The organism is Mucilaginibacter sediminis, assembly GCF_051903035.1.
Lineage (GTDB): Bacteria > Bacteroidota > Bacteroidia > Sphingobacteriales > Sphingobacteriaceae > Mucilaginibacter.
In genome coordinates this window covers 76,593-96,622 of sequence record NZ_CP170602.1, presented here as the reverse complement: position 1 = coordinate 96,622, position 20,030 = coordinate 76,593, and the positions used below count along the sequence as shown (strand labels likewise).

11 protein-coding genes are annotated in these 20,030 nt (G+C 41.9%); 5 read left to right on the top strand and 6 right to left on the bottom strand.

The genetic code is table 11. The features are described 5' to 3' along the window. Nucleotides 1-162: 162 nt before the first annotated feature. From ACFGVS_RS00350 to ACFGVS_RS00335, 4 genes are all read right to left on the bottom strand, one after another. Nucleotides 163-1,191, bottom strand: coding sequence for a class I fructose-bisphosphate aldolase (locus ACFGVS_RS00350; RefSeq protein WP_439696967.1), 1,029 nt, complete (start codon nt 1,189-1,191; stop codon nt 163-165). Nucleotides 1,192-1,561: 370 nt separating this feature from the next. After that, a complete protein-coding gene (locus ACFGVS_RS00345; RefSeq protein WP_439696966.1) occupies nt 1,562-3,289 on the bottom strand; it encodes a CocE/NonD family hydrolase in 1,728 nt (575 codons plus the stop codon). Between the two features lie 134 nt (nt 3,290-3,423). Beyond that, nucleotides 3,424-4,122, bottom strand: coding sequence for a LytR/AlgR family response regulator transcription factor (locus ACFGVS_RS00340; protein WP_439696965.1), 699 nt, complete (start codon nt 4,120-4,122; stop codon nt 3,424-3,426). Beyond that, nucleotides 4,119-5,201: a sensor histidine kinase gene (locus tag ACFGVS_RS00335; protein ID WP_439696964.1), complete on the bottom strand. Its 1,083-nt coding sequence runs from the start codon at nt 5,199-5,201 to the stop codon at nt 4,119-4,121. The genes ACFGVS_RS00340 and ACFGVS_RS00335 overlap by 4 nt, the downstream gene beginning before the upstream one ends. 342 nt (nt 5,202-5,543) lie before the next feature. Between ACFGVS_RS00335 and ACFGVS_RS00330 the strand changes: the two genes are divergently transcribed. Continuing rightward, the gene (locus ACFGVS_RS00330) at nt 5,544-5,954 is read left to right on the top strand and encodes an RNA recognition motif domain-containing protein (protein WP_439696963.1); all 411 of its coding nucleotides are present in this window, start codon (nt 5,544-5,546) and stop codon (nt 5,952-5,954) included. Between the two features lie 226 nt (nt 5,955-6,180). On the opposite strand, the gene ACFGVS_RS00325 is transcribed toward ACFGVS_RS00330, so the two are convergent. After that, a complete protein-coding gene (locus tag ACFGVS_RS00325; protein ID WP_439696962.1) occupies nt 6,181-6,861 on the bottom strand; it encodes a response regulator transcription factor in 681 nt (226 codons plus the stop codon). Nucleotides 6,862-7,043: 182 nt separating this feature from the next. On the opposite strand from ACFGVS_RS00325, the gene ACFGVS_RS00320 reads away from it, so the two are divergent. From ACFGVS_RS00320 to ACFGVS_RS00305, 4 genes are all read left to right on the top strand, one after another. Beyond that, nucleotides 7,044-9,908: an ATP-binding protein gene (locus ACFGVS_RS00320; protein WP_439696961.1), complete on the top strand. Its 2,865-nt coding sequence runs from the start codon at nt 7,044-7,046 to the stop codon at nt 9,906-9,908. Between the two features lie 28 nt (nt 9,909-9,936). Continuing rightward, nucleotides 9,937-12,789 carry an ATP-binding protein gene (locus ACFGVS_RS00315; RefSeq protein ID WP_439696960.1) on the top strand — a complete coding sequence of 951 codons (2,853 nt, stop codon included), beginning with the start codon at nt 9,937-9,939 and terminating at the stop codon, nt 12,787-12,789. A gap of 28 nt (nt 12,790-12,817) precedes the next feature. Then, on the top strand, nt 12,818-15,682 hold the full coding sequence (locus ACFGVS_RS00310; RefSeq protein ID WP_439696959.1) for a sensor histidine kinase: 2,865 nt from the start codon (nt 12,818-12,820) through the stop codon (nt 15,680-15,682). 70 nt (nt 15,683-15,752) lie between these two features. Further along, the gene (locus ACFGVS_RS00305) at nt 15,753-16,379 is read left to right on the top strand and encodes a LuxR C-terminal-related transcriptional regulator (protein ID WP_090653089.1); all 627 of its coding nucleotides are present in this window, start codon (nt 15,753-15,755) and stop codon (nt 16,377-16,379) included. 195 nt (nt 16,380-16,574) lie between these two features. Here the strand turns inward: ACFGVS_RS00305 and ACFGVS_RS00300 are convergent, their stop codons facing one another. Further along, entirely contained in the window at nt 16,575-19,835 is a 3,261-nt protein-coding gene (locus tag ACFGVS_RS00300) for a glycosyl hydrolase (RefSeq protein WP_439696958.1), read from the bottom strand. Nucleotides 19,836-20,030: the final 195 nt, after the last annotated feature.

The window sequence follows — 20,030 nt, the reverse complement described above, 5'->3', positions numbered from 1 at the left end:
GAGCGGGAGAACAGAGGCAAGAGTCAGGAATCAAGTTAAGACTTTTGGCTGACTGGATAGGACAGCGTGAATAAAGGAGTAAGTTTTTCAAAAGGGCGTGCCGGTCATTAGAAAAATAACAACCGACAGATTTTTACCAAACAGGGCGTAATCGGCAAACAACTACTGAGGGCCGGTTTCCATATCGGCGCTGTATACACCCATTTTGGCGGCACTATTGCAAGCAGCGCGGTGTACTAATGCACGTTGGGCTGCAACAATGTAATCATCATTACCCTTCCAAAGCTCCAGCGCTGGTTGTTGTATCGCTCTCGAGAAAGAGAAAGTAAGCACCCAGGGCATTACATCGCCAAAGCGGGTGTGCATACGATTTAACCTTTCGGAAGCAAGCGCTGCCTGTTGGCCGCCCGAAAGGAAGGCTATGCCAGGTACCGATGCAGGTACGGTTTTTAAGAAGCATTTAATGGTTGCTTCGGCCACTTCGTCTAAACCCGGCTTTTCGGGGCTATTTTCGCCCGGCAATATCATATTAGGTTTCAGGATAATGCCTTCCAGGTCGACCCGGTGCTGGTACAAGGCGTTAAATAGGGCATGTATTACCTCGGTAGTAACCTCGGCACATTTTTGGAGCGAATGATCGCCATCCATCACTACTTCGGGCTCCACAATGGGTACCAAACCGGCTTCCTGGCAAAACATGGCGTAACGGGCAAGGGTGTAAGCATTTGCCTTTATACAGGTTGGCGACGGGATATCGGCGCCTATAGTGATAACAGCCCGCCATTTGGCAAAACGGGCGCCCATTTTATAGTAGTTCTTCAAACGGTCGCCCAGGCCATCCAGCCCTTCGGTTATCTTTTCGCCGGGAAAACCAGCCATAGGTATAGCGCCTTCATCAACTTTAATACCCGGAATTATCCCTTTGTGCTTTAAAATATCTATGAACAGCGTGCCATCGGCAGTACTTTGCTTTATGGTTTCATCAAACAGGATCGCCCCGCTAATGTATTCCTCCAACCCTGGTGCGTTTACAATCAGATCACGGTATTTGCGGCGATATTCTTCAGTTTGTGGGATGCCCAGTTCCTGGAAACGCTTGTTACAGGTGGCAGTGCTTTCGTCCATGGCCAGCAAACCTTTGTTGCCTTGCATCAGTTGGTAAGCAATGGTTTTTAATGTCGAGGTATCCATAATCATCCTTGTGTTAAGCAGGTACAATAACTAACACTAATAGAGCCCGACTTGTTTTATAATTGAGAACATGCTGTTTTATTTGACACGATATTTACCTGCGTAAGTGTCCCGTTCGTAAATATGACCCGTTGATGCCGGAAAAAACGGTTACAATAAATGTCATTAATTGATGATCGAATATATTGGCCAGCAACCGGCACAAATATTTGGATGCTAAATTGGGCGATGATTTTAGTGTTAACCATAATAAAATATAAAATATTGATTATAAAGTATTTGTAAATATTTTATCTGAAATGTGTTAAGTTATGTTAACCCAGTTAGATGCGTTTACCCTGCGTGTACAGCCAAGTTTGTCGTACAGCCTTCATTTTGATACCGGCACATCGATATAACTACTGTTGTACCATTTTACTTTAAGTGGTGTTTTGGCGTCGTTAACATTTTCCTGGCTTACTTCTTTACCGGTGCCGTAGTTAACCTGGCAAAAATTGTTTTTGTTTACGTTGATAATTACAAGTAAGCGGCTGCCTTTGCGCAGTTGCCTGCTTACCACCTTTGTATTCGAAAACGGTAGCGTTGTTATTTTTCCTGGTTGCAGCAGTTTGCGGTTGCTGATATCCCACGAATAGCTGGCCCGCCCCAAAAAGTAGGTAAGCTCAAAATATCCGCCGTTGGGCATCACTTCATAAAGTACTACACTATAGTCAAAATCCTTTTTGTTTATAGCAGCCGTGATTTGCCCAAGGAAGGCGCCGTTCACAATAAGTGGTTGTTTTAAACTGTCGCTTATAAAGGTAAACCCGTTGCTGTAAACATCTTTTTGAATAATAGGGAACGGATATGCGTAGTTATTGGATGTAGTGCGATCGGCAAAGTCAACTTCCTGTTCAAGGTATGCCGGTTTAACCGGCTTTTGGGAAGATAACCTAAACCCATCATCCTTTTTTACATTACTCAGGTAAAGCCGGAGCATGCTTTGGTACATTTTATCCAGGGATGGGGCATGATCCCAGCGGTTGGCACCCATAACCTCGTAATTGATCCTGTCTTTGATAATGGCAGGCTTTTTACCTTGTTTCATGATATAATCAAACCACTCAAAAGTAATTGCTTTGGTGTGGATGATAGCTACCGAATCAACCTTGTAGCCCCGTAAAACAGGTTCGCCTCCCCTTTGTGCGCCAAAATGGTCGTACGGGCCAAGTATCAGGTAATAGTCGGCCCTGGGGTTATATTTGGCCAACTGGCGCAGGTAATATAAGCCGGATGTTTGCCCGTCGTCATAATAACCATCAAAAGCCAGCACCGGGATATTGATTTTTTCAAATTCCTTACCGTATGGGATCATAGCTTGCCAGTATTTATCAAAATCGGGGTGCTTAAGCCATCGCTGCAGCCACTTATTAGGCGCATGGTCAACACTATCAATTTTGTTATAGGCAGCTCCGCTTTGGTACCAGTTTTCATTTAAATTACGCCAGCGCTGCTGGTTATTGTAAGTAGCGGTATCCAGGTATTTATTATTGCTTACGTAAAAGGCCCAGCCATAATTGGCGTTAATAAACACATTGTTTTCCATAGGCAGCCCCATACCCGGAATTGCCGAAACATAGGGTACAATGGTTTTGAGCGCGGGATGCACCTTATATTTTAAACCTGCCCATTGCGCAAAGCCCGAATAACTGCCCCCATACATTCCCACTTTGCTGTTGCTCCAGCTTTGTTTGCTTATCCAGTCAATTACCCAATAAACATCTTCGGCATCGTTTTCATAGGGGATCACTTCTTCGGGGCTTAAACGCTTGCCACGCACATCGGCCACTACGCCCACGTAGCCACGATCTGCAGCGTATTTGGCTTCAAGCAAACTTCTTTTAGTATCCGAGTAAATAAAAAACAACAGGGCTGCCGGTTGCGGCCCGGCCATATCGCGCCGGCGCACAACAACAGCCGATAACGTATGCCCCTGCGGGGTTTTAATAAGCACGCTATCATTAATAATATACTTTTCCACATCAGCATCAGCCGATTTTTGGGCAAAAAGAGTTGCCCCCTGGCTTATTAAAGCCAGTAATAGCATTAGTTTTTTCATGTTTATTTTTTAGTTTATGATGAGCAAAAGCAGAAAGCTTTTTTGTATTAACAGTTGTTATTTATTGGTAATTAATTACAATCCGGCCTTTTGCCTTTCAGTTTTATCCTTTCACCTATTCCTTACATCGGGCTTTAAGCCTTCAGCTTCCCCTTAAACTTTACGGATTGCCTTTCCGACACTTCAACTACCTGCCCGGTTTTTAAACTGATGCTCAGCTTTCCGCCCGGCAGATGGCTAATTTGATCGATGTAGTTCAGGTTGATGATTTGTGCCCGGTTTACCCTGAAAAACGTTGCGGCGTCCAACCTTTCTTCCATCAGGTTTAGTGAGCGTTTCAGGAACGTTTTTTTATCACCAAAATATAATACCGCGTAATTATCCATCGATTCAATCAGGTGAATTTCATTTACCTTTAAAAGATAACATTTGCCGCCATCTTTTATAAAAATCTGCCTGTTATCCGTGGTTGTGTTTAGCTTAACCCTCACCTTTTCCATAGCTTTGGCAAAACGCTCATCACGGATAGGTTTTACCAAATAATCGAGGGCGTCAGCTTCAAACGCTTTTACAGCATATTGATCAAAGGCGGTAGTAAAAATAATTTCGGGCACACTATCCAGCATTTCCAACAAATCAAATCCCGATTTTTCGGGCATTTGCACATCAAGGAATATCATTTGAGGTTGATGCTCTTGTATTAAAAGCTTTGCATCATCGGCATTTGCCGCCTCGGCAACAATTTCAACATCATCATAATAGCCCAGCATTGTTCTTACCTCTTCGCGGGCAAGCCGTTCGTCGTCCACAATAATTATCTTTATCTTTTTCATAATGCAGGCAAAATGATGGTTGATAAAACTTTATCGCCATATACCTCCTCAATTACAAAACTGGCCTGGTTTTGATATTGCAATAGTAAACGGTCTTTTAGATTTTTTAAACCAAGGCCATGCTGGTTACCCGCAGCAGAGAGCCGGCCGGGGTTTAAAACGGCAATGCGTATTTCCCCGTCGGTATTTTTGATAGTTATTTTAATTTCGCCTCCCGCTTTCTGATGTGCAATGCCATGTTTAATAGCATTTTCAACCAAAGTTTGGATACTTAACGGCGGTATCAAACAGTGTTCTGTCCCCTCTTCCATATCAACGGTAAATTGCAATCTTTCTTCAAAACGGATCTTTTCAAGCTCCAGGTAATCATTAACCAAATTAACCTCGTCACGTAAGGATATAAGCTTTGCATTGCTGCCATACAAAGTGGCGCGCAGCAAATCGGACAGTAAATCTATCGCGCGCCGGGCTTTTACCGGGTTGATAGCTGTTAATGCTTTAACACTATTGAGGGAGTTGAAAAAGAAATGCGGGTTAAGCTGTGCCGATAGTTGCTGCATTTGCGCATCGCGGGCAACTACCTGTAAACGGGCATTATCGGTGGCCGTGCCAATCTCCATCAGGGCATAATGGTACAGGTGAAAAGCCAGCACCCAAATGGCCATAAGCCTAATACCGGTAGCCAACAGCACCAGGTAATTTTGACGAAAAAACATCCCGAAGCTTTCACTGTAAGCAAATGTAAAATAATAGCGGGCTACGTACAGTTTAACAGTAACCAGCAACATGTAGCATATACCCATTAAAAGCACCGCCGGAATAAGGCGCACAGGCATGTTTTGCAATTTTAAACGGGTGAAGTTAAAATTATGCGCAAAGCGATAATAAGCATGGGTAATCAGGATGCCAATACCAAGATCAAACCCAAAATGAAACAGTGCAAGCGTGTAACTATATTGCCCGCTATGGCCGCCGGTAAACATTTGCATCCAGGCCGAAAATCCCCAGAACAAACCAGCTAATGACCAGCCAATGAGCTGGCATGACCAATATAACGATATGCTTTTTTGCTGTTTCACTGTTGTCTTGTCTGGCTTAACAAACCAACAAAAACTATTTGGTAATATAAAGCGAAAATACATAGGCGCAGCCGTTTGGGGACGAACGGGAATTTCAAGTTAATCTTTGGCTTTCCAGGCCGGTTTACAGCGTAGGCGATGAAGCTTTTACATTTTAAGCTTAACAATTTTGAGGACGAAAGCCTGGTAAACCTGCTGTTAACCAATAGTTTCTGATTTGATAAGCTCCGATACGCCGCCTCGTTCAAAAAAAAAATTCTTTTTTTTAGCTAATAATATAAAACGAAACCGATATTCGTTGGTTAATGAGTAACTTTAAATCTAAATAAAGCATTAAAGCTAATGGTGAAATTATTTGTCGGCGGATTCCCTTTGGACATGACAGAACTTGATCTGGTTAAGATAATTAACTTGCACGGGGAAGTGAGTACGATTAAAATAGTACGGGATAAAAAAACGAGAATTTGTAAAGGTTATGCCTTTTTAGAGATGAAGGACCGTGAAGGTGCTGAAAACGCAGTAATTGCCTTAGATGGTACCCCCATGGGCGACAGGACGCTGAATGTAAAAATAAACGAAGAAAATGCAGTAAAACCGCCACCACCCAAAAGGAGTTTCGGAGGTTATAGCAGTAATACTAACCGCAGTAGTAGTAGTAGTAGTAGCGGTAGCAGCTACGGCAAAAGTAACAGCAGCTATAAAAGACCTGCCGACGACACGCCAAAAGCCAAAAGGCCAAGAAGAGCAATATAAAATACATCCTATAGCTTTGGATTAGGGGTGCAATTTTTTAAGCCGGGCTACAATATTGATTTTAATGGTGTAGCTTGATGGCTATGCCGCTTAAAATTGACTAAGCAAGTCTTTTCGTCAGCCTTTATTCTTTTCGATTTTGAATCAAGAAACCACAGTTACGTTATTATCATATTGAATAACAGGTTTATGCAGCCCGTCTGTCTTTGTAATCTGTTGCCGGCGCTCATATCAAATCAAAAGCCCGCGCGTATTGCGATAATTCAAAAGATGAATTTGCCCCTAATTTGTGCTTGATGTTTTTGCGGTGTGTATCGACGGTGCCTGCAGCTATAAACAATTGACTGGCAATTTCGGGCGAGCTTTTGCCCAGTACCATCAGGCGCAAAATTTCACACTCGCGTTTGGTGAGGTTGGAGAACTTTCCGAAATTCTTACGCAGAAAGATATTTTCTTCCAGCATCCGCTCCACCTTGGCCGTAACGTGCTGAATGGGATCAACTTTAAAAGCCATATTAATCACAAGTAAGGGAAGGCCTTCATCATTGCGCATTAAAATTTTCATAGTACTTAAATGCCATACCCAATCCGGGCTATTATTTATTTTTACCTGTTGAAAAAAGGTGATGTCATTGTCGGTATTTCTTTCAACCATATCTTTTACCTTTGGCACATAAGTTTCTGCGTCTTCGGGGTTAAAATATTTTGCAGTATAATCAGGGGTAGAATAACTCCTGAGCTCAGCTAAAGTTATTCCCAATTGGTTTAACCCATTTTGGGACATATACTCCAGTTTAAAATCGGGCATCCGGTGTATAATGGTTACACCCGGCAGTAGGTTGGCAACGGCGTGTATTTTATCAATCTCGGCTTGAATTTTCAGTTCCAAATCGGGCAATTTGTTCATTGCGGTCTCATAATTAAGGGATGGCAATATAATAAATGTTTAGAGACCGTTTTGCTTAATATTAAGAAGTAATATTGATTATTGGCTATTTATTTTATATTTATCAGGTAATACAACCGCGCAAAATTGTGCCTGCACGTAATTGTATGAAAGCGCTGATGTTAAGTTGATACAGTAATAAAATGCCGCTAAAAACCCCTTTTCTTAAACTTTTATTATTTACTCAATTTTTATTATCGGGTGTATACGCCAGCACCCCGTACCAGGTAGTTTATTTAAAAAACTACAACGCAGCTGATGGCCTTCCCGGCTCGCAGGTCAACTATTTAATGCAGGATAGCAAAGGCTTTATCTGGATAGCCACAGATAAGGGCGTGAGCCGATTTGACGGACAGCATTTTAAAAATTTCACATCGGCCGATGGGCTTGAAAGCAATGAGGTTTTCCGGATAGCCGAAGACAATTACCACCGTATTTTTTTTTACTGTAATAACTATCGGGTTTGTTACTACGAAAACGGGCTCATACACAAGCTTATTTCAACTCAAAAGGTTTCGGTGTCGCCATTTGCCAACCTGTTTTTTAACCGTTTCAATGAGCTTTGTGTAAATTATGAGCTTAATACCAAAATTTATCGTTTTGAGGAATTAAAGTCCCGAAAACATCAGGAACAACGGCCCGGCAGCTATATATATGGTGCAAGTGGTGAAGAGGCCGTTTTATCTGAAAATGACCTTAGCATACTCAAAAATGAACTTGGGGCCGCGCATTTAAACTATATAACAGCCAATACCAATACCAAGCCATATAGATTGGCCTTACAACAAAATCATTTGTTGCTGATATCTAAAGATTGGGTACACGTTTATCAATATCAAAAAAACGGAATCATCCCCCTTAATCAAATCAATTTTACCGGCAATGTAACATCGGTTTACCTTACAGGTAAAAATACTTTTGCTGTTACAACGGTAAAACAGGGCACATACATCATTAACTACATTACCGGCGAGCGGAAAAATTACCTTAACAATCAAATTACTACATCTACGCTTATTGACCGCGAAAATAATTTGTGGTTTGGCACCTATGACAGTGGTTTCTTTTTATGTACTAATCCCGAAGTAAAAGTCATCAATAAAGAAAACGGTCTGGATAATGAAAACGTTTTAAAACTAAGTATAGCCGGTGGTTACCTTTTTGCAGGGCACATTTTAACCGGGTTGAGCTATATGAAACTTGGCGCTAATCAAAATCCCTCAATAGGCACCATGTATTTAAAGCAAAACCGGTCGGATTTTAACCGGGTAACCAGTTTGCTTTCAATCTCCGGCAAAAGGCTTATGATTGGTACAGATAATGGGATATTCGGGTTAGATGTATCAAACAGCAACCCGTTATCGTGGCATTCCGTACTGTATTATGATAGCCCTATAAAAAGTATCTTTGAACGGCCCGATACGGTATATTTCCTTACACAATCTTCTCTTGGCAATCTATCAAATCAACTCAAAAAATTAAACGGGAACCTATTTGAACCTATACGCGTAACATCCCTGGCATGGCGAAAAGGGCACCTGCTTGTGGGCTCGCTTTATGGACTATATCAAATTGCGTTCCCAATTAATGATGATCACTTTATATATGTACGTATACTGGCCGATAAGGGAATAAATGCTGTAAAGTGCATGGCATCTAACGGGGAGGTATGCGCAGTGGGTACCGAAGAAAAAGGTTTTTTTTTATTGAATGACAAAAAAATAAGTCAATTTAATAAGCCTGTTATACTATCCGGCAACATCCGCAAACTGATATGGACAGATGCAAACACACTATGGGCATGCACGGCCAATGGTGTAAGTATCATTAACTTTAACAATAATTACCAAACTTACCGGGTAAACCGGTTAAATACCAGTAATGGGCTTCCGTCAGATAACGTTGCAGATGTAGTTCGCCATGGAAATGATTATTATATAGCTACCGATCAGGGCATAGCAGTTACTCAAAATTTATGGAATACCAACCTGCCCAGGCCAATACTGCTTGATGATGGCGTACCCGGAAAACAGAGTAATTTTATGTATGGTAAGCCGGTTGTGTTTAATTGCGTTGCCTTATCCTACAAAAGCATGGGTAAAATACAATACAGGTTCAGGCTCAAAGATGTTGATAAAAATTGGGCAGCTGCGCCATCGGGCGAAAAACGGTTTGACCTGCTGCCGCCCGGCCATTACGAGTTAGAAGCGGTAGCCGCCGATCGTTTTAACCAATTAAGCCGTCCACTTGTTTTTCAATTTACTGTAATGCCGTTATGGTACCAGCAACTGTGGCTGCAAGTTATTGCCGTTACAGGCGCTATATTTATAAGCTTTTTGCTTATACGAAAATACTACCTGTCTATCATTGGATTACAAAAAAAGGATTATGAAAACGCACTTGCTTTGCAACGTGAACGCCAGCGCATCAGCAGCGAAGTGCATGATGATTTGGGGGCAAGTATATCGGGCATAAAACTGCAAACCGAAATGCTGAGCCGGAAAGTAACCAACCAACCGGTTTTTAAAGAAATAGATGCCATTCATGAGGCCATTACCGATATATCTACCCAGGTGAGGTTAATTATCTGGAGCCTTGACGTTGAAAATGATGAGGTAGGCAGCCTGGCTAATTTTATACATAAACAAGCTATTAAATTATTTGACAGCAGCGACATCAGCCTACAGGAAAGTATCTCGGTTGGTGAAACCACTATTGCCATTAGCGGCGAAAAAAGACGGCAGGTATACCTACTGGTGAAAGAGGTTTTAAACAACATTATTAAACATTCAAACGCACAAAACGCGTTCCTGGCAATTAGCCTTTACAAAAACCGGCTGCATATTAGCATCCGGGATGACGGACGGGGCTTTGTGCCCGATGTACGCAAACACGAAACCATGGGCATCCGTAACATTTATGCACGCGCAAAAAGGTTGAATGCCGATTTAAAAATTGACACCGCTCCTGGCAAGGGCACATCCATTAGCCTTAAACTGAACCTTTAAATGGTGGCCATACATAATAGATAATAAAATGTTCCTAAGAAGTCATACTCTAAAACTTTTACTGCTACTTCAATTTTTAATCACAGGCGTATACGCAAGTACGCCGTACCAGGTAGTTTATTTAAAAAACTATAGAGCAAGCGACGGCCTTCCCGGCTCGCAGGTTAACTATTTAATGCAGGACAGCAAAGGCTTTATCTGGATAGCCACAGATAAGGGCGTGAGCCGGTTTGATGGGCAGCACTTCAAAAATTTCACAACGACCGATGGGCTTGAAAGTAACGAGGTTTTCCGGGTAGCCGAAGACAATTACCACCGGATTTTTTTTTACTGTAATAACTATCGGGTTTGTTACTACGAAAACGGGCTTATACACAAGCTTGCTTCAACTCAAAAAATTTTCGTATCGCCATTTGCCAACCTGTTTTTTAACCGTTTCAATGAACTTTGTGTAAATTATGAGCTTAATACCAAAGTTTATCGTTTTGCGGAATTAGTATCCCGGAATCACCAGGGCCAACAACCGGGCAACTATATTTACGGCGCTGAAGGAGAAAGGATTATTCTATCTAAAAATGACCTCGCCGTACTTAAAAACGAACTTGACACTGCGCATTTAAGTTATATAACAGCCAATACCAATACCAAGCCATACAGATTGGCCTTACAACAAAATCATTTATTGCTGATAACTAAAGATTGGGTACACGTTTATCAATATCAAAAAAGCGGGATCATCCCCGTTAACCAAATCAATTTTACCGGCAATGTAACATCGGTTTACCTTACAGGTAAAAATACTTTTGCTGTTACAACGGTAAAACAGGGCACATACATCATTAACTACATTACCGGCGAGCGGAAAAATTACCTTAACAATCAAATTACTACATCTACGCTTATTGACCGCGAAAATAATTTGTGGTTTGGTACCTATGAAAGCGGTATTTTTTTAAGTACCAATCCCGAAGTAAAAGTCATCAATAAAGAAAGCGGCCTTGTAAATGAAAACGTTTTAAAACTGGGCATAGCCGGTGGTTACCTTTTTGCAGGGCACATTTTAACCGGGTTGAGCTATATGAAACTTAACCCTAATCAAAACACCTCGATAGGCACCTTGTATTTAAAACAAAACCGGTCGGATTTTAACCGGGTAACCAGCTTGCTGCCAATTGCTGGCAATAGGCTAATGATTGGCACTGATAATGGGATGTTTGGGTTAGATATTTCCAACAACAATCCGCCATCGTGGCACCCCGCTTTTTATACCGGTGGACCGATAAAAGGAATCGCATACCAGCACGATACAGTTTACTATCTTAACACCAAAGGTATTGGAATGTTATCAACCAAATTCGGTTACGAATTTGCTCCTATCCGGATAACATCATTAGCATGTTTAAAAAAATACCTTCTTGTAGGTTCTCTTTATGGGCTATATGAAGTTACACTCCCAATAACCAGCTATCACTTTAAATATGAGCGCATATTTGCCGATAAAGAAATAAATTCTGTAAAGTGCATAGCATCTAACTATGAAGTATACGCGGTAGGGACAGAAGATAAAGGCATATTTTTATTGGCTGATAAAGCCGTTAGCCAGTTTAACGCGCCTATTATTTCATCCGGCAACATCCGCAACCTGATATGGACAGACGCTAATACATTATGGGCATGCACGGACAATGGTGTAAGTATCATTAACTTTAGCAATAATTACCAAACTTACCGGGTAGGCCGGTTAAATACAAGTAACGGGCTTCCGTCAGATAACGTTGCAGATGTAGTACGCCATGGAAATGATTATTATATAGCTACCGATCAGGGCATAGCAGTTACTCAAAATTTATGGAATACCAACCTGCCCAGGCCAATACTGCTTGATGATGGCGTACCCGGAAAACAGAGTAATTTTATGTATGGTAAGCCGGTTGTGTTTAATTGCGTTGCCTTATCCTACAAAAGCATGGGTAAAATACAATACAGGTTCAGGCTCAAAGATGTTGATAAAAATTGGGCAGCTGCGCCATCGGGCGAAAAACGGTTTGACCTGCTGCCGCCCGGCCATTACGAGTTAGAAGCGGTAGCCGCCGATCGTTTTAACCAATTAAGCCGTCCGCTTGTTTTTCAATTTACTGTAATGCCGTTATGGTACCAGCAACTGTGGCTGCAAGTTATTGCCGTTACAGGCGCTATATTTATAAGCTTTTTGCTTATACGAAAATACTACCTGTCTATCATTGGATTACAAAAAAAGGATTATGAAAACGCACTTGCTTTGCAACGTGAACGCCAGCGCATCAGCAGCGAAGTGCATGATGATTTGGGGGCAAGTATATCGGGCATAAAACTGCAAACCGAAATGCTGAGCCGGAAAGTAACCAACCAACCGGTTTTTAAAGAAATAGATGCCATTCATGAGGCCATTACCGATATATCTACCCAGGTGAGGTTAATTATCTGGAGCCTTGACGTTGAAAATGATGAGGTAGGCAGCCTGGCTAATTTTATACATAAACAAGCTATTAAATTATTTGACAGCAGCGACATCAGCCTACAGGAAAGTATCTCGGTTGGTGAAGCCACTATTGCCATTAGCGGCGAAAAAAGACGGCAGGTATACCTACTGGTGAAAGAGGTTTTAAACAACATTATTAAACATTCCAACGCACAAAACGCGTTCCTGGCAATTAGCCTTTACAAAAACCGGCTGCATATTAGCATCCGGGATGACGGACGGGGCTTTGTGCCCGATGTACGCAAACACGAAACCATGGGCATCCGTAACATTTATGCACGCGCAAAAAGGTTGAATGCCGATTTAAAAATTGACACCGCTCCTGGCAAGGGCACATCCATTAGCCTTAAACTGAACCTTTAAATGGTGGCCATACATAATAGATAATAAAATGTTCCTAAGAAGTCATACTCTAAAACTTTTACTGCTACTTCAATTTTTAATCACAGGCGTATACGCAAGTACGCCGTACCAGGTAGTTTATTTAAAAAACTATAGAGCAAGCGACGGCCTTCCCGGCTCGCAGGTTAACTATTTAATGCAGGACAGCAAAGGCTTTATCTGGATAGCCACAGATAAGGGCGTGAGCCGGTTTGATGGGCAGCACTTCAAAAATTTCACAACGACCGATGGGCTTGAAAGTAACGAGGTTTTCCGGGTAGCCGAAGACAATTACCACCGGATTTTTTTTTACTGTAATAACTATCGGGTTTGTTACTACGAAAACGGGCTTATACACAAGCTTGCTTCAACTCAAAAAATTTTCGTATCGCCATTTGCCAACCTGTTTTTTAACCGTTTCAATGAACTTTGTGTAAATTATGAGCTTAATACCAAAGTTTATCGTTTTGCGGAATTAGTATCCCGGAATCACCAGGGCCAACAACAGGGCAACTGTATTTACGGCGCTGAAGGAGAAAGGATTATTCTATCTAAAAATGACCTCGCCGTACTTAAAAACGAACTTGACACTGCGCATTTAAGTTATATAACAGCCAATACCAATACCAAGCCATATAGATTGGCCTTACAACAAAATCATTTGTTGCTGATATCTAAAGATTGGGTACACGTTTATCAATATCAAAAAAACGGAATCATCCCCCTTAATCAAATCAATTTTACCGGCAATGTAACATCGGTTTACCTTACAGGTAAAAATACTTTTGCTGTTACAACGGTAAAACAGGGCACATACATCATTAACTACATTACCGGCGAGCGGAAAAATTACCTTAACAATCAAATTACTACATCTACGCTTATTGACCGAGAAAATAATTTATGGTTTGGTACCTATGAAAGCGGTATTTTTTTAAGTACCAATCCCGAAGTAAAAGTCATCAATAAAGAAAGCGGCCTTATAAATGAAAACGTTTTAAAACTGGGCATAGCCGGTGGTTACCTTTTTGCAGGGCACATTTTAACCGGGTTGAGCTATATGAAACTTGGCGCTAATCAAAACACCTCGATAGGCACCTTGTATTTAAAACAAAACCGGTCGGATTTTAACCGGGTAACCAGCTTGCTGCCAATTACCGGTAATAGGCTTGTGATTGGTACTGATAATGGCATATTCAGGTTAGATTTATTAAATACCAACCCTCCATTTTGGCGCCCTGTGTCATATATAAATGGGCCGGTAAAGGGCATTATCGAGCGGCCCGATACAGTATATTTCCTTACGCAATCGACGCTTTGTGTAGTATCAAATCAATTTAAACATATCATCGGGTATCCTTTCGACCTTATACGCACAACATCCATCACCTGCCATAAAGGACACATCCTTATAGGCTCACTTTATGGACTATATCAAATGGTCCCCCCAATTAACGCGAGCCACTTTAAATATGTGCGAATACTGGCAGATAAAGGAATAAATGCTGTAAAATGCCTGGCATCTAATGGACAGGTATGCGCGATAGGCACCGAAGATAAAGGGGTTTACCTGTTAACCGGTAAAGTCATTAGCCAATTTACCTCACCTGCTATTTCATCGGGCAACATCCGCAAACTGATATGGACAGACGCTAATACACTATGGGCATGCACGGCCAATGGTGTAAGTATCATTAACTTTAACAATAATTACCAAACTTACCGGGTAAACCGGTTAAATACCAGTAATGGGCTTCCGTCAGATAATGTTGCCGATGTAGTTCGCCATGGAAATGATTATTACATAGCTACCGATCAGGGCATAGCTGTTACTCAAAATTTATGGAATACCAACTTGCCCAGGCCAATATTGCTTGATGATGGCATACCCGGAAAACAACGCAGTTTCACTTATGGCAAGCCGGTTGTGTTTAATTGCGTTGCCTTATCCTACAAAAGCATGGGTAAAATACAATACAGGTTCAGGCTCAAAGATGTTGATAAAAATTGGGCAGCTGCGCCAACCGGAGAGAAGCGGTTTGACCTGCTGCCACCCGGCCATTACGAGTTAGAAGCGGTAGCCGCCGATCGTTTTAACCAATTAAGCCGTCCACTTGTTTTTCAATTTACTGTAATGCCGTTATGGTACCAGCAACTGTGGCTGCAAGTTATTGCCGTTACAGGCGCTATATTTATAAGCTTTTTGCTTATACGAAAATACTACCTGTCTATCATTGGATTACAAAAAAAGGATTATGAAAACGCACTTGCTTTGCAACGTGAACGCCAGCGCATCAGCAGCGAAGTGCATGATGATTTGGGGGCAAGTATATCGGGCATAAAACTGCAAACCGAAATGCTGAGCCGGAAAGTAACCAACCAACCGGTTTTTAAAGAAATAGATGCCATTCATGAGGCCATTACCGATATATCTACCCAGGTGAGGTTAATTATCTGGAGCCTTGACGTTGAAAATGATGAGGTAGGCAGCCTGGCTAATTTTATACATAAACAAGCTATTAAATTATTTGACAGCAGCGACATCAGCCTACAGGAAAGTATCTCGGTTGGTGAAACCACTATTGCCATTAGCGGCGAAAAAAGACGGCAGGTATACCTACTGGTGAAAGAGGTTTTAAACAACATTATTAAACATTCCAACGCACAAAACGCGTTCCTGGCAATTAGCCTTTACAAAAACCGGCTGCATATTAGCATCCGGGATGACGGACGGGGCTTTGTGCCCGATGTACGCAAACACGAAACCATGGGCATCCGTAACATTTATGCACGCGCAAAAAGGTTGAATGCCGATTTAAAAATTGACACCGCTCCTGGCAAGGGCACATCCATTAGCCTTAAACTGAACCTTTAAATGGTGGCCATAATAGGTATTTTAATCAAGGATAATTTTAGGATATTAGCATTTTACATTTACCGCAAGCATGCTCCAGATAATTTTGTTAGAAGATAATTTACATTACCGGCGTGGCCTGGAACAAATTATTCATGATATGAGCGGCGTAAGCCTGATGGGATCATACACCAATGCCGAAACTGTATTAAAAAAAATAGACGTGCTTAAGCCGGATATTTTTATTGTTGATATAAACCTGGAAGGCATGTCGGGCATAGAATTCATCAGGCGGGCAAAACCAGTGATGCCCAAGGCCGAGTTTTTGATGTGTACTATAAACGACGACAACACCCACATTTTTGAATCGCTTAAAAGCGGCGCTACAGGTTATATACTCAAAGAATCATCGGCCAACGAGATAAGGAACGCGATTACCGAAATTGCAGCGGGCGGATCACCCATGAGTGCCTATATATCGCGTAAAGTAATTGCTTCATTTAACGACGCCAGGCCAAAACAAGCCACTGCTACCGAAAACCTAACGGAACGAGAAATAGAAGTACTTAACCACCTGGCGCGCGGCCTTCAATACAAAGAAATAGCCGACAAACTTGATATTAGCACAGGTACCGTTAAAAAGCACATACGCAATACCTATACCAAGCTGCAGGTACAAAATAAAGTGGAAGCCATAAACAAATTTCGCGCTATATGATATACCCCTTTTTCAGTATTGCGGGGCTTATGGTTTAACACTAATTTAGCATCATAAAGAAACTAAAGGGGCAAGTTAGTTAACCAACCCGATAGTGATTTATAAACCTAAACCTTATCACTTTAATAAACGTTAAGTTTATCATGGCTTGATTTCAACTATCAAGCCATCTATTATTCCAGAAAATATCCATTATTAATAATTCACTGAACTTATTGTTACAGGGCCTGTAAGCCCAGATGATTGTAACCTGCTATTTTCGTTATAAGGGTTTACCACAGTCCATGTTTTTCTTTGATCGGCCTGCAGCTTGCTATCGCCAATCAAGCGGTTAACCCAGGTATTTACTACGGTAATATCAATGGTATTTACACCCGGTTTAATGGCTTTGGTAACATCCAGCTGATAGGGGGCTGTCCAAACGCCACCTACATCTACCCCATTTATCTTTACCTTAGCCATTGCTGTAACAGCGCCCAGGTTAAGTATTAAATGCTGACCATTTACAGGTTTAGAAGCTTTAAAGGTGTTATGATATGCGGCATGTCCTGAAAAGTATTTTATACTATCTTCGGCCCTTTCAGTCCAGTCGGTAAGTTTATCAAAAACTACCGGTTTGGCAGGCCCCCATCTGTTACTGTCAAACTTTACAGTCCATGGCGTATTTAATTTAACTACACTTTTTCCTTCGGGAAAGTTAACATCAACATTAGGTTCGTTACCAGCTTTACTCTCTTTACGAAAAACAATGAATGCACTTTGATTGGCCGATAGTTTAAGTGGCAGCTCAGTAACACTACCTGTTTGTTTGAATGAAGGCAAATCGCGGGCCGCTCCGGTTACCGCATCCCATAGCTCGGGCTGTTTTCCATGAACCCTGAAGGTGGCATTTAAATCAACTTCTTTACTGGTTTGGTTTGATACAAAGTATATGTCGCCATTGTCAAGTTTGCGATGGATAAACAAGGCTTCATCAGCTTTATTAAATTTACAATCGGGTATAACATTTACCAGGTTAAGCGCCTGTTGCATATCCAGTCCATTAATCACCAAGCCTTTGCCATAGGTATGTTTTTTTATTTTTTCCCCGTCAATATCTCCCCAAAGTTCGGCGGCTATTTTTTTAACCTCAACATCTGCAAGGCCATAATTTTGCAAACCGGGCGACCGTTTTGGCGCAGGCCCTAAAATAGTTAACCCCTGCCCTACCAATTCTTTTATTTTTTTGAGCAATTGCGGCCGCATGGTTTCCAGTTTAGGCAGCACCAGTATTTTGTAGGCCATACCTCCTGGCAATACCAGTTTACCATTCGCCACAGTTGCACGTTCATTTAATATCTCGGCATTAATGTAGTCAAATGAATAACCCTTGGGCAGTTCAGGATCGCGGATACCCGTCATTTTAGGTGCATCTTCGCCAATAAAATAGGCAACGTCAGCTACGTATTTACCCTGGCGTAACATATACCCACAGCGTTTAAGGTATTGGACAAACATATCCATATCATAAAACCAGGTATTTAACCGGTTAAACTCGTTGGAGAAGCCTGCGTTAACGCCCGGTATCTTATCCTCATAGGGCTGCTCGATATAAACATGGAGTAATGTATTGTTGATGCCTTCGGTAAAAAAGCGGTCGCCACGCTGTTTCATTACAGCCGGGTAGCGCGAATATGCTCCGCCGCCGCAGGTAAATGATTCGGCCGATACTTTGTTTTTGCCATAAATATGCGCGCATGACGATGCCGCCCTGTTTTCGATATTACCCAGGTCGCCCTCGCTCCAAAACTCGCCACCTACCTCGTCTGACTGGCCTCCATACTGCAAAAATTCGCCAGGGAATCCCCAGTGACCATAATTTTCCAGCCAGGTAGTAAGGCCATTTTTGTGGCTAACATCCCTTAAACCTGCAACATATTGATAGGCAACCTCGTCGGCAATAAACCGGCGCATATCCCATAAAAACCTGTCAGACATATCCTGGCTGCCCACCACGTTACCGCTCATTACTGGGATGTAGGGAGTTGGATCGTAGCCAAACGATGATTTAAATTTATCGGTTAATCCGTCTGTCCAGTTTTGGCCGCCGGTTTCATAGCTATCTTCAACAGTTACCTTAAAACTCTTGCGGTCGGCAGCCGGTATGCGGCGCAGAATCTCGCCTAAAAAGGCGTTAAAATGTTCGGCAATGTGCTTTTTGCTCATCTTATCAGTTTCAAGCCCCCTGCCTTCCGGCGATGCGGGGCCATTGGTTACCTGGGTAGGTGTCATCCCGCTACGCATAATTACCCAGTTACCTGCCGGAACATTCCATTTTAAAGTACCATCGGCAGCAAGATATTTTGAAATGTCAATCACTTTTTGCGGGTCTATCACGTAGCGTGCAGCATCAACGGCCGGCTGCACGGGCCATTGATACTCTTTCCAATACGGGAAAGGTGTCTGGAACATTTTAGCCAGCGTTTTTTCGATATAATTCTCAACCACCGGCGATGCGGATAATTTCAGTTCGGCAATGGCACTGTGCTGGCTTTCGTTATTAAAGACTATCCTGAAGTTTTTGGCCGTGGTGGCTGGTATTGATACGCCTGCTGCCCCGTAGGGGCTAAAGCCCACGTTAAGTTCGCTATTGCTTCTGTCAACCACAAAATGTTTAATAGTTTGGTAGTTGCCATTGATATCTGCCTGGATGTCGCCTTCAAAACGCATGGCAGTTTTGGCCGGGTAAATAGTTAGGCCCCGAGCGGTAAATGAAGTGCCTGCTTTTATATCAACAGTAAATGTTTTACTGTCGGGAAGTTCCAGAACAGTGTTTTCATTGCCATCCATGATATTGGTAATATTATCCATTGATGGCTGGGCACTAATTACGGGCTTTAAATCACTAATTGTTAAATCATTATCCTGGGATACTGGATAGGCTAACAACTTAACATCCTGGAACTGATCGGCAGGTTTATTCAATTTCCCCTTAAAAACGAATGGGCCTTTTACCTGTTTTACCGATGATGTAAGATAACGCATGGCCTGTTCCGGCTTAACCCAGGGGCCGCCAGACTGGCTCCATCCGGGACCATTAAAAATGCCGATATCAATTCCGAGTTTTGTGGCGGTTTTTAACGCGGTATGCATGATATCCCACCACTCGGCCGAGAATAATTTCACTTTGCCATATGGAGTTTCGGGAATACCGATATTGCCAATGAAGGCCCGGTTGATGCCTACCCGCTTCATTGATTCGAGGTCTTTAATAACACCTTGTTTCGAGATATTATCCGACATCCAATACCAGTATATACTGGTTTGGATAGAATCGGGCGGCATTTTAAAACCAGAAAGTAGTTTTTGCGAATAGTTTTTTTGTTGCTGTTTCACCTGGGCTATACCGGGCAAATTGGTAACAAACAAAACAGCGAGGGTTAAAAATAACCTAAAAAGGTTTTTATAGATATGCATGCGATGCGGATAAGTAATTTAATGGTTGAAAAAGGATATTTAAATTTTTGTAAATGCACCGTTAACCGGCATTCTGTTTTAGGTTGAAATATCTTCGGTTTATAATTCAGCTATTTTAAATCATTAAAATAAAACCGGCAACCTCCTCTGTCTGCCTCGCCTATTCGTTTTCTCAAATGATATTTTTTTGAGTCT